Consider the following 12,777-nt stretch of genomic DNA (forward strand, 5'->3'; position numbering starts at 1 on the left):
TGAGTACACATGGCTATATATAACGTGTGTACATATTTGTTCCTAATGTGTACGCAAATGAATACAATTCGACAAATAAAGCTACAACTTATGAAGCATTGACTAATATAGAAACCTTTTCTATGCTTAATAGAGTGCTCCACCTAAATTTTTTTATGAAAAAGGGGATGTTTTTAGATGAGTTCTAGAATCGCAGCAATAGACGTAGGAAATGATGCAATTAAAGCTATTTTTGGAAAGCTAGAGTCTGAATTATATATACCAAATGTCATTGCAAAAGACATTGAAGATAGGCCGGTCATAGGAATCGAAGAACTCGATGAAAAAAACCCATTGGAAGGGATACATATTAGAGTCCATTCACCAGCCTTGCAAGACAATAATGCCATTTATCGTGTCGGAAATTTAGCGACAAAAAGTGATAACCCAACAGAACTAGATTTGGGGAGCAGTAAATCAGAGGAAGACCAAACATTAGTAATGCTTTTTGCGGCTCTTGCATTGGATGCTGCCAAGCAAGGGAACAATGATAAGTTCAAAAAAGTAAATAACGTTGTCGAAGCGAATTATACGCTGGGCACAGGTCTACCTCTTCGGGAAGTTAAGGAAGGGAAAGATGTTGGATACCGTTCGAAGTTACTAGGTTCTGTTCACCAAGTAGAATTTTTAATTACACCCAAATACCAAGGTATTAAGATTAATATCAAATTTGATGAAGTGAAGGTCTATCCAGAGGGCTTCGCCGCATACATCAATTTAGTCATGGACAATGACTTGAATATCATTAACCGTGAATTAATAGATAGAAGAATTCTCATTCAAGATATTGGCGGACTATCAACAGATATCGCGGTCATTAAAAACCGTAAAGTTGACGATGATAAGGCGCAAGGATTCAATCTTGGAGTAGCTGAGGCTCTTGAATCTATTCGTGAAGAAATCAGGAAAAAACACGGTGTCGAGCTAGACAGCAGACGCGATGTCGTTGAAATCATCACGAAGAAAAACGATCGTAACCATATTATGGTTCGCGGAAGCCGGACAAGCGTCCATGATATCGTCGACCGAATTTTAGGGGAACTTGCGAAAAAGCAATACCGTCACCTACGTAATGTATGGCAGAAAAACTCGCAAACGGAAATCTGCTATTTTGTTGGCGGAGGTTCGATTGTCTTGAAAGATTACCTGAAAACGCTCAATCAAAATTTTGATGGCTATAATATAGACTTTTTTGAAGATGAACGGCAAAGCGTTTGGATGATGGCCAACGCCTATTATAAATTGATTTCGGATTTTAATCGCCGGAATTCAAAGGAACAACAGCATTCCCAGCAAAAGAAGAAAGAACAAAGATCAGGTGCTGTTAAATAGGTGAGAGAATGAAAAAAACAGCTTCTTCTGAAATCAAAAGAGGACAAGCCATCACTTTTCGTATCCCTTCAGATGTATCAGATTATACGTTAAGACAGCTGCAGAAATTGAAGGAAACAGAAAGAAGGAATTTTTCCAGTAAAATTGCCGAGTATGTTCTCGATGGAATCGGACAATCCACCCATCAGGAACGGGAAATGATTGCTCTACCCATGCCGAACAAGCTTAGCAAATCTCAGCGTGACTGGCTCAAGCATTCCCACTCAGAAGCTATGCTTGGAACGATTATGTACCATCTTTTATCCGATCCTTTACGCGCGACTGCCTTGCTAGCCTCATTGAACAGTAATGTAATTAATGAGGAGATTTATTTGCAGGATGAGCCCGAAGAACAGGATACTGAAGTGGTGCAGAAGGAAATATCTAAGAAAGATTTGGATGACTTTGATTGGAGTTTGGATGAAACCACACAACAAGTGGAGGAACCAGAACCTGAAGAGGAAAACCTTGATGATCTTCTTGGTGATTTTCTTGATCAAATGAATCAATAAGTATGTAGAAGGGTATCTGACAACATGTTGGATATCCTTCTTTTTTATTAACGGGGAATTTCAAAAAAAGAAGGACCTCAGGGCCCCTCTTGAATGAATTAAGCTAGGAAAATTAATTGATAGAGGAAAAGAATTGCAAATATGTACACTAACGGGTGCACTTCTCGGGACTTTCCTTTAGCCAATTTTAAAATAGGATAAGCGATGAATCCAAGTGCTATCCCATTGGCGATACTTGATGTTAACGGCATTGCGACAATGACCAAAAAAGCTGGGAAAGATTCATCAAAATGCGTCCAGTCAATTTCGTTAATGCTTTTAATCATCATACTTCCTACAATAATCAGGCTTGGTGCCGTGATTGCCGCTACATTTGAGACAGCTCCGATAAGGGGGCTAAAGAAGGCGGTTATTAAGAAAAGAATAGCCACCACAAGAGCTGTTAATCCTGTTTTACCGCCTGCACCTACGCCAGCAGAAGACTCAACTGAGGCAGCGGTAGGGCTTGTACCGAACATGGCACCAACAGTTGTACCAATGGAGTCTGCAAAGAAGGCACTCCCAGATTTCTCAAGCTTCCCATTTTTCAACAATCCAGCTTGACGTACAATTCCAAGTAACGCTCCGGTTGTATCAAATAGCATGACAAGTAAGATTGAGAAGACAACTCCATATAGCCCGTAGTTAATGACATCTGCAATAGATGTGATTGGGTTAGCGACGATTATTCCCTCAGGTAATGATGGTGTCGAAACAAAGCCATCAATTTTTAACTGTCCAGTAAAGAAGGCGATAATGGCTGTGACGATCATTCCAATGAATATTGCTCCCTGCACATTACGTACAAGTAACACAATCGTTATAACCAAACCAATTAACGTAAGTGCCACACTAGGGTCTCTAAAACTTCCAAGGGTAACTAGATTGGATTCATGACTTGTAACAACGCCTGACAAACGAAGTCCAATAAAGGTGATGAAAAGTCCAATTCCAGCACTGATTGCGTGCTTCAAATTATTGGGGATGGCTTCAATCAATTTTGAACGGAAAGAGGTAAGTGATAAAAAGATAAAGATAATCCCTGTAACAAAGACTGCCGAAAAGGCAACTGTATATGAGATATTATGAGTGCCTAGCACTGAGTACGCAAAATAGGCATTCAATCCCATCGCAGGTGCTATGACAATTGGATAATTGGCTAAAAGAGCCATGCAAAGAGTTCCTACTATGATTGCGATGATGGTTGCTGTGAAGGCCTGGTCAAAGGGGACCCCAGCATCAGAAAGAATCATTGGGTTTACAACTATGATATAAGCTAATGTTAAAAAGGTTGTAAGTCCCGCAAGTACTTCTGTCTTAATATTTGAATCCCGTTCTTTTAATTTAAACATGCGGTTACTCCTTTTTTATATACAAAAAATCCTTGTACTAATCATTACAAGGAGGAGGTGCTTACCCCTTTTTCAAGTAAGTAGCTCGGTAGTATAATTTATTTGATAATAAAATCTTATAAATTATATTAGAAAAACAACTAAAGTACAATAGCATGAAAAATTTACAGTGACAGGTTTTCTCGAAATTAGATAATGATATACTAACAAATAGCTTAGATTAAGGAAGTTTCACTTAGAGTGTAACTCCGCAACGTTCCTTAAGACGATTTACGAGTTTTTAAATGGGAAAAACAAGGGAATGACAAATTTAGAGAGTAGGTTTATATATGACAAATTTCATCGACTTGGGCGTTAGCCCGGCGATTAACGCGATATTAAAACAAATAGGAATTTCTAACCCGACACCTATCCAGGAGAAATCCATACCAGATATTCTTGCGGGAAGGGACGTCATCGCGAAGGCACAGACAGGGACTGGGAAGACCTTGGCGTTTTTGTTGCCGATTTTAGAAAAAGTCGATCCGACAGCATCCCACATCCAATCATTAATTGTTACACCAACTAGGGAATTAGCTTTGCAAATCACAGCGGAACTGAAAAAGTTTGCTAATGAAATTGAGGAGCTGCAGGTGCTTGCTGTGTATGGTGGACAGGATGTCGAACAGCAAATGAAAAAGTTGACACGAAATATTTCTGTCGTGGTTGCCACGCCAGGGCGGCTTTTAGATCATTTACGAAGAGGCACCATTGATTTATCGCAAACACAGACACTCGTTTTGGATGAAGCTGACCAAATGCTTCATATTGGCTTTTTACCGGAAGTAGAAGAGATTATGGGGCAACTTCCAGAAGAACGGCAGACATTGCTCTTTTCTGCCACAATGCCTGAACAAGTTCATCAGCTAGCTAAACGCTACATGAATAAACCATTAACTGCGGCAGTAAAGGCTGATCAAGTTACAGTCGAGCAAATCCGCCAACTTGTTATCGAGACGACAGATCGTGCCAAACAGTCTTCATTAATTACCATAATAAAAGAAGAACAGCCTTACCTGGCCATTATTTTTTGCCGCACAAAACGCCGTGTTTCAGTCTTGAATGATGCTTTAAAGTCCGCTGGTTTTAATTCTGAGGAACTTCATGGGGACCTTTCACAGGCCAAACGAGAACGTGTTATGAAAAACTTCAGAGATGCAAAGCTCCAATATTTAGTGGCAACGGACGTTGCGGCACGAGGGCTGGATGTAGAAGGAGTGACCCATGTATTTAACTATGATGTCCCAGAGGATGCGGAAATTTACATCCACCGAATTGGTCGAACAGGACGAGCGGGTGAGAATGGTCTAGCCGTAACCTTTATTGCTACTAAAGATTTGCAGCTGTTAAGTGATATAGAAAAAGGAATTTCAATGAAAATTGAACGAAGAACAATTGAAGGCGTCAAAATGTTCCAACCTGATGAGGCGGGTCATAAAAAGAAGCGTTATGAAGAATCTTCAGAAGAGGGAACTCGTCGCCCACGTACAGGAGGAGGTCGCCGCCACAGAGAGCGAATAGATACAAGAGGGCCTAATCGAGGAAGTCACCGTTCTGCTAATCAAGCAGACAACCGTGAATTAGAGCTAGAGAAACCACGCGGAGGCCGTACGGAAAATAGTCGTGGACCGAAACGTGAGAATCCACGTGGAGGTCGTACGGAAAACAGTAGCGGGCCGAAACGTGAGAATTCAAGGGGAGGACGCCCAGAAGATAGCCGTGGAACGTGAGAATTCAAGGGGAGGACGCCCAGAAGACAGCCGTGGACCGAAGCGTGATAATACCCGTGGAGACCGCCAAGGAGACAGCCGGGGAGCAAAAGGGGGAAATACCCAAGGGCCAAGTAATAGGAGAGGCGGATCTGGGAGCTTTTCAAATAGAGGAAGAAACAGGTAAAAGGAGGCGATGGAAGTGGAAAAGCCTTGGTTGGCAGAATATCCAGTTTCCTTAGAGCTAGCAGAGAAATTAATCAGGCTGCAGTTTCCAGAGATTGAGTTGAAAGAGATAAACCAACTTGGGGAGGGGTTTGATAACACAGTCATTCAAATTAATGAGCAATATGTATTCCGTTTCCCTCGACGCCCTATTGCAGTTACGTTAATCCAAGTGGAAAATCAACTTCTGCCCTCGATAGCAGGTAACTTTCCGCTTGCTATCCCTGAGCCGATTTTTTTTGGAAAACCAAGTACCATTTATCCATATCCCTTTACAGGTTATAAAATGGTAAAGGGATACTTGCCTGTGGAAGAATCAGTTGAAAATAAGATTATATCGGCAAAAAGATTTGCCCATTTTTTAAAAGAACTTCATAGTTTTCCTGTTGAAAAAGCGAAGCGATTAGGCGTAAGGCCTGATGGAATGATGAGGCTCGATATATCCTTTCGCCAGAAAATGCTAATGGAAAATGTCTCAACTCTATTAAAACTAGGTTACTCTGAGCAGGCATATGCCGTTAAGGATTTTTTTGAAAAACTCAAACCATTGAATGTTCATCATCCAATCTCACTCGTTCATGGAGACATTCATATCCGGAACGTTTTACTCGATAAAAAAGGTGTTCTCGCTGGAATTATTGATTGGGGAGATGTTCATATCGGAAACCCAGCTATTGATTTTTCCTTTTTATACAGCTATTTTCCAAAAGAAGCACGCCAAGTATTTTTTGGGATTTATGGTGACATCGATAAGGAGATGGAGTGCTTGGCCCGGTTCAGAGCAATATATATGCTTGTTACTCTACTCGTATATGGCATTGATCGTCAGGATGAACAGCTGATTGCTATAACGAGCACTGGTTTGAAATTTGCTATAGAAGAATAATTGTTACTTTCTTTTATGATTGGGAGGTTAATATGAAAGCAAGTTATTTTCATACAATTACGTTAATTGGGAACATGTTGGATAAATCTAACATTCCTTATCAATATACAGGTCAATCTGCTCTGTTTGTGCAAGGAGTGGAGGTTGATGAGTATAAGAACATCACCATTGATGTGCAATGGGATGTCTTTAATGAGATTTTTGAGCTTTTTTCCGAATTCGCCCCTACGCAGCCTGAAAAAAATCCTGAGAGTTCTTCTTTTCTATTGGTCATTGATGGGGTTATAGTCACAGTTCGCTGCTTGTTTAACATGACTATTAAAACAGATCCTTATCGATTGTCTATAAAGATTGGAGAAATGGAGATTTGGTGCCGGTCATTGTACAGTTATTTATACGACGAGGAAATGAAGAAGTACAGCGCTGAAATTCATGCCTACTTATCTGCCGAGCAGCAGGGCTTCACAGCTGAAAATGAACAGGCATGGAACCAGAATAATTATTTAGCGCTTGTCAATCGTTACGGAAAACCCAAAGAACTGGCATCTAAAATCGGACAAAATCCCAAATGGAGACTGCATCCATTTTATAAATATATGGGAGATGTAACAGGTAAAAAAATCACTCATTTAATGGGGTCAAATGGCGTTAAAGCGGTTGCCCTGGCCATCATAGGGGCCAATGTCAAGGTAGTTGATTTTTCTCAGGAAAACGCGACTTTTGCAAATGAATTGGCAAAAGAGGCCGATGTTTCGATTGAGTATATCATCTCTGATGTGCTGTCATTATCATCAGAACATGTATCTGAGAAACAGGATTTGGTTTTAATGGAGCTGGGTGTGCTTCACTACCTAATTGATCTTCAACCATTATTCGAAAAAATTAAAATGATTTTAAAGCCAGGTGGACGATTCATTTTACATGAATTCCACCCGATTTCAACAAAACTCATTACTTCTAATGGTAAAAAGCATAAGGTGGCAGGCAACTATTTTGCTCCAGCAATTGAAAACAACGAGGTCGCTTTTTCCAAGCATATGCCGGATGAAGAAAAAGAGAGCCTTTCAAAAGTGGTTCAGCGTAAATGGACAATAGGAGAACTTATAACGGCAGTAGGTCAATCAGGGCTTGTGATCAAGGTGCTTGAGGAAGAACCAAATCATAAGATCCACGATATCGGTCTTCCGAAAACATATACCTTGGTAGCGGAACGAGTGTAAGGATGCAGTCAAAAGTGTTAGCGTATATAAAAAGGATGTCTCTATGCCTCAGATAAAAACATAAATTTTTAAACAATCAGGAGGAACCTTTTATGAGTAAAATTTATATCATTCATGAAAATGAGGAATGGACTGCCCATTTAACCAAAAGAATGAATGAGTTAGAACTTCCCTATGAAGAATGGCATCTTGATCAGGGTGTGGTGGATTTAACAGAGGAACCGCCAGAGGGTGTTTTTTATAGCCGTATGAGTGCAAGCTCACATACTCGTGGGCACCGATTTGCGCCTGAAATGACAGAATCTGTGCTAGCGTGGCTTGAACAGCATAATCGTACAGTCTTCAATGGGACACGAGCGCTTCGTTTTGAGGTCAGCAAAGTCAATCAATATACGGCACTGACAAAGGCTGGAATTAAGACTCCGCAAACGATCGCAGCTGTAGGCAAGGAAAATATCATGAAGGCAGCAGAGAAATTAAATGCCGCTTCGTTTATCACGAAACATAACCGTGCAGGTAAGGGACTCGGTGTTCAATTATTTCACTCAGTAGATGCATTGAAACATTATGTGGAAGGTCCAGAATTCGATGAGCCAGTTGATGGGATTACATTAATTCAGGAATACATAAAAGCACCGGAGCTATTCATCACCCGTTGTGAATTCGTGGGTGGCAGTTTTATGTATGCGGTAGAGGTTGACACATCCGAAGGTTTCGAGCTTTGTCCGGCAGATGCCTGCCAAATTGGTGACTTGTTCTGCCCGATCGGTGAAGAGGTAGTAGAAAAACCAAAATTTCAAATTGTGCAAGATTTTCATGATCCGATTATTGAAAAATATGAAGCGTTTTTACAAGCGAATGAAATTTCGATTGCAGGAATTGAATTCATTCGTAATAGCGATGGTGAAATCTACACGTATGACATCAATACCAATACGAATTATAACAATGACGCTGAGGAAGCAGCAGGCCAATATGGCATGCTTGAATTAGCGAAGTTTCTAGGATCCGAATTGGCGAAACAAAACTTGAACAAATAAAATAATAAAAAGTGATGCTGACTGAAAGGGGGGTTGTATAAACCATTTCAGTCTTTTTTTGACATAAAAAGAAGGTGCCCCGTCTCAAGCGGGCACCCTCTATTAGACCAAGTTAATTATTGTTCGACCATTCTTCAACATCCCATACTTTGGTAATCCAATCTTCATAGAAATCAGGTTCATGACAGACGAGGATAATCGTACCTTTATACTCTTTTAATGCACGTTTTAGTTCTTCTTTCGCGACAACATCCAAATGGTTCGTCGGTTCATCAAAAAGCAGCCAGTTACTTTCGGTAAGCATGAGCTTACACAAGCGGACCTTCGATTGCTCACCACCACTTAAATGGCTCATTGGACGTGTAATGTGCTCGTTTTTCAAGCCAACTCGAGCAAGGATGGCTCGTACCTGCGGTTGGTCGAGATGTGGGAATGCATTCCACACTTCATCGATCGGTGTCGTGTTGCCTGCTTTCACTTCTTGTTCAAAATAAGAAGAGAAAAGGAAATCGCCAAGGGATCTTTTTCCGCTTAGAGGATCAATTTTACCAAGAATCGTTTTTAACAGCGTAGATTTTCCTACTCCGTTACAGCCGACTACGGCAATTTTTTCCCCTCGTTCGATGGTCATCGATAGCTTTGGAAGCAATGGACGGTCGTAGCCAATTTCCAAATCCTCCCCTTCAAATACATAACGGCTGCTCGCACGTGATTCTTTGAAGTCAAAAGTCGGTTTCATTGCAGTCTCCGGACGATCGATGCGTTCCATGCGGTTCAATTGCTTCTGACGACTCTTTGCCCGACCGGTCGTTGAGTAGCGGGCTTTATTTTTAGCAATGAAATCTTCCTGCTTTTTAATGAATTCACGCTGTTTTTCATATGCATTGATGTGCTGATTTTTATTCAATTCGGCAAGCTCCAGGAATTTTTCATAAGTTGCCGTGTAACGAGTCAATTTTGAAAATTCAAGATGGAAAATGACGTCGACGACTCCGTTCATGAACTCGGTATCATGCGAAATTAATAAGAATGCATTAGGATATTCCTTTAAGTAGCTGCTCAACCAGCGGATATGCTCCACATCCAAGTAGTTCGTCGGTTCGTCAAGGAGCAGTACTTCAGGCTGTTCTAAAAGTAATTTGGCAAGTAAAACTTTTGTCCGTTGTCCACCGCTTAGGGCAGAAACGTCACGGTCCAATCCGATTGCATCTAATCCCAAACCGCGTGCTGCCTCTTCAATTTTAATATCTAGATTGTAAAAACCACCGGCTTCAAGCTTGTCCTGGATTTCACCCATTTGTTCTAAAAGTTCTTCAAGTTCTTCAGGAGTAGCTGTCCCCATTTTCTCTGTTACTTCATTCAATGCTTTTTCTTGCTCGAATAACGGTAAGTACGCATCCCTTAAGACGTCGCGAATCGATTTACCTTTTGAAAGAATCGTATGTTGATCAAGATAGCCGTATTCGACACCAGGTGTCCACTCAACCCGTCCTTCATCGTGAATCAGTTGTCCTGTAATGATATTCATCATTGTTGACTTCCCAACACCATTTGCCCCGACTAGACCTACATGCTCGCCAGCCATTAGACGGAAGGAAACATCCTTGAATAAGGTACGATCGCCAAAGCTGTGTGCTAATTTATCTATAGAAAGTAAGCTCATTTATATTGAACCTCCCAATTAATTTGAAAAAATCTCTACGTTTCATCATACTAAAATCTGTACTAGATTGCTATCTAATCTTATTTACATATGAGCCCTCTATTAAACGGAGTGAGTGAAAGGATCATGTTCGAAAACTTATATAGATTGGCTTATAACTACTGACTCTTGACCAATCGAAAAACGGGTTACGAATCTTCAGGCAAACAGTGGTTGAGGAATAATTGTTTCTTAATAATGAACATGAAACAGTATTGGGAATCATGTTTATTGCGTGTTATGTCTTTGTACTTTATCGCTCCTGCATAAATTATATGAGATAATGAGGGAAGCAGTTTAAAAGGGAAAGGATGTTATTATGAGTAAAACAGTCGTACTGGCCGAGAAACCATCGGTCGGAAGAGATATAGCAAAAGTGCTGAATTGCGGAAGAAAGGGTAATGGCTTTTTTGAAGGCGATCAGTATATCGTTACTTGGGCACTCGGTCATTTGGTGACCCATGCCGACCCGGAAACTTATGATGAAAAATATAAAACGTGGCGTCTTGAGGACCTGCCTATGCTGCCTCCTTCCTTAAAATTAGTCGTGATCAAACAATCAGGCAAGCAATTTCAATCGGTTAAAACGCAATTGAACCGTAATGATGTCAAGGATGTCATCATTGCGACTGATGCAGGTCGTGAAGGAGAACTTGTTGCACGCTGGATTCTCGAGAAAGCGAATGTGAAGAAGCCCATCAAGCGGCTTTGGATCTCCTCTGTAACGGATAAAGCTATTAAAGATGGCTTTAAAAAGCTCAAAGAGGGAAAAGAGTATGAAAACCTATACGCCTCTGCGGTAGCTAGAGCGGAAGCAGATTGGATCGTAGGCATGAATGCAACACGGGCGCTCACAACCAAGCATAATGCCCAGCTATCCTGCGGTCGGGTTCAAACGCCAACGCTTGCGATGATTGCCAAAAGAGAAGAGGAAATCAAACAATTCCAGCCTAAGAAGTATTATGGTGTTTCGGCAACAGCAGAGTCCAAGTTGCGACTCATTTGGCAGGATGCTCAATCAAAAGATATCCGCACATTTGATAAAGCGAAGGCAGAAAAGGTTCTTGCTGATGTGAAAGACAAAAAGGCGGAAGTGGTGGAAGTGAACAAAACCCATAAGAAAAGCTTTGCTCCTTCTTTATATGATTTAACAGAACTTCAACGAGATGCGAATAAGAAATTTGGTTATTCAGCGAAAGAGACGTTATCAATCATGCAGCGTTTATATGAAAGCCATAAGGTCTTGACTTACCCAAGGACGGATTCACGCTTCTTATCAACGGATTTGGTTGATACGCTAAAAGAAAGATTACAGGCTGTCAGCATCAAGCCATATGCCCCGTATGCATCAAGAATATTACGTGGTCCAATTAAAGCAAATAAATCGTTTGTGGATGATAGCAAGGTTTCAGATCACCATGCAATCATTCCGACTGAGCAAACGCCACTTCCAGGAAAACTGAGCGACAAAGAATCAAAAATATATGACTTGGTTGTCAAAAGATTCCTGGCTGTATTAATGCCTCCGTTTGAATATGAACAAACGACTATCACCGCTAAGATAGGTCAAGAAACGTTCATTGCTAAAGGGAAGGTCGTCTTGAAATCAGGTTGGAAGGAAGTCTATGATCATCACTTCGATGAAGAAGAGGCTAAGGATGGCCTTGTTGAGCAACTGCTTCCTGCCGTTCAAAAAGGTGACAATTTAGTCATCTCAACTGTGAAACAAACAGATGGAGAAACAAAACCACCTGAACCATTCAATGAAGGTTCCTTACTTTCAGCAATGGAAAACCCTGCTCGGTTCATGGCTGGAGAAAGCAAAGAACTCATCAGGACTTTGGGTGAAACAGGCGGGATTGGTACCGTTGCGACCCGGGCTGACGTTATTGAAAAATTGTTCAATAGTTTCCTGATTGAAAAGAGAGGGAAGGGTCTTCATGTTACGTCGAAAGGGAAGCAGCTCCTCGAGTTGGCTCCTGAAGACTTACGTTCTCCGGCATTAACAGCACAATGGGAACAAAAGCTAACAGCCATCGCAAAAGGAAAGCTGCCAAAACAAGCTTTCATCGGCGATATGCGTACCTATGCCAAAAATATCGTTCATGAAATCAAAAATAGTGATCAAAAATTCAAGCATGATAATGTTTCTGGTACCAAATGTCCGGATTGCGGCAAGCTGATGCTTGAAGTAAATAGTAAAAAGGGGAAAATGTTAGTCTGTCAAGACCGCGAATGTGGCTACAAAAAAGGCGTTTCACGTGTAACAAATGCCAGATGTCCACAGTGTCACAAAAAGATGGAAATGCGTGGTCAAGGAGAAGCACAGACATTCACCTGTAAATGTGGTTTTCACGAAAAACTTTCTTCTTACAATAAACGAAGAGGGCAAAACAAAAATCAAAAAGTATCAAAAAATGAAGTCTCCAATTATATGAAAAAGCAAAATAAAGAAGAGCCGATCAATACTGCCTTGGCAGATGCTCTAGCTAAACTAAAATTTGATAAATAAAAGAAAAGAGTCCTTCAACTGTTTGCCGTAGGCTAAAAGTTGAAGGACTTCTTCTTTTTTTGGCAGAAAGTTTTGGACAATTATTTCGCAGGCAATATTCTTGATGTTTTCGCTTGCTAATTATAATTTAT

10 protein-coding genes are annotated in these 12,777 nt (G+C 40.8%); 8 read left to right on the forward strand and 2 right to left on the reverse strand.

Translation table 11 applies throughout. The annotated features are described in order from the left end of the window. The first annotated feature begins 177 nt into the window (after nt 1–177). On the forward strand, nt 178–1,371 hold the full coding sequence (locus tag AKG34_RS22515) for a ParM/StbA family protein (RefSeq protein ID WP_053348381.1): 1,194 nt from the start codon (nt 178–180) through the stop codon (nt 1,369–1,371). Between the two features lie 8 nt (nt 1,372–1,379). Then, nucleotides 1,380–1,922: a hypothetical protein gene (locus tag AKG34_RS22520; RefSeq protein WP_053348382.1), complete on the forward strand. Its 543-nt coding sequence runs from the start codon at nt 1,380–1,382 to the stop codon at nt 1,920–1,922. Between the two features lie 98 nt (nt 1,923–2,020). On the opposite strand, the gene AKG34_RS22525 is transcribed toward AKG34_RS22520, so the two are convergent. After that, entirely contained in the window at nt 2,021–3,313 is a 1,293-nt protein-coding gene (locus AKG34_RS22525) for an NCS2 family permease (RefSeq protein ID WP_053348383.1), read from the reverse strand. A gap of 329 nt (nt 3,314–3,642) precedes the next feature. Here AKG34_RS22525 and AKG34_RS22530 point away from each other — a divergent pair, with 329 nt between their 5' ends. From AKG34_RS22530 to AKG34_RS22550, 5 genes are all read left to right on the forward strand, one after another. Beyond that, nucleotides 3,643–5,082 carry a DEAD/DEAH box helicase gene (locus AKG34_RS22530; protein WP_083450944.1) on the forward strand — a complete coding sequence of 480 codons (1,440 nt, stop codon included), beginning with the start codon at nt 3,643–3,645 and terminating at the stop codon, nt 5,080–5,082. Beyond that, nucleotides 5,072–5,248, forward strand: a complete 177-nt coding sequence (locus tag AKG34_RS28135) for a hypothetical protein (protein ID WP_161804973.1) — start codon at nt 5,072–5,074, stop codon at nt 5,246–5,248. The genes AKG34_RS22530 and AKG34_RS28135 overlap by 11 nt, the downstream gene beginning before the upstream one ends. A gap of 15 nt (nt 5,249–5,263) precedes the next feature. After that, on the forward strand, nt 5,264–6,172 hold the full coding sequence (locus AKG34_RS22540) for a phosphotransferase (RefSeq protein WP_053348385.1): 909 nt from the start codon (nt 5,264–5,266) through the stop codon (nt 6,170–6,172). 32 nt (nt 6,173–6,204) lie between these two features. Further along, on the forward strand, nt 6,205–7,392 hold the full coding sequence (locus AKG34_RS22545; RefSeq protein ID WP_236695031.1) for a class I SAM-dependent methyltransferase: 1,188 nt from the start codon (nt 6,205–6,207) through the stop codon (nt 7,390–7,392). Nucleotides 7,393–7,484: 92 nt separating this feature from the next. After that, complete coding sequence (locus tag AKG34_RS22550; RefSeq protein ID WP_053348386.1) at nt 7,485–8,432, forward strand: ATP-grasp domain-containing protein; 948 nt, start codon at nt 7,485–7,487, stop codon at nt 8,430–8,432. A gap of 112 nt (nt 8,433–8,544) precedes the next feature. Here the strand turns inward: AKG34_RS22550 and AKG34_RS22555 are convergent, their stop codons facing one another. Continuing rightward, nucleotides 8,545–10,095: an ABC-F family ATP-binding cassette domain-containing protein gene (locus tag AKG34_RS22555; protein ID WP_053348387.1), complete on the reverse strand. Its 1,551-nt coding sequence runs from the start codon at nt 10,093–10,095 to the stop codon at nt 8,545–8,547. Between the two features lie 358 nt (nt 10,096–10,453). Here AKG34_RS22555 and AKG34_RS22560 point away from each other — a divergent pair, with 358 nt between their 5' ends. Further along, nucleotides 10,454–12,646 carry a DNA topoisomerase III gene (locus tag AKG34_RS22560; protein ID WP_053348388.1) on the forward strand — a complete coding sequence of 731 codons (2,193 nt, stop codon included), beginning with the start codon at nt 10,454–10,456 and terminating at the stop codon, nt 12,644–12,646. Nucleotides 12,647–12,777: the final 131 nt, after the last annotated feature.

It is taken from the genome of Peribacillus butanolivorans, from assembly GCF_001273755.1.
GTDB classification, from domain to species: Bacteria; Bacillota; Bacilli; order Bacillales; family DSM-1321; genus Peribacillus; species Peribacillus butanolivorans.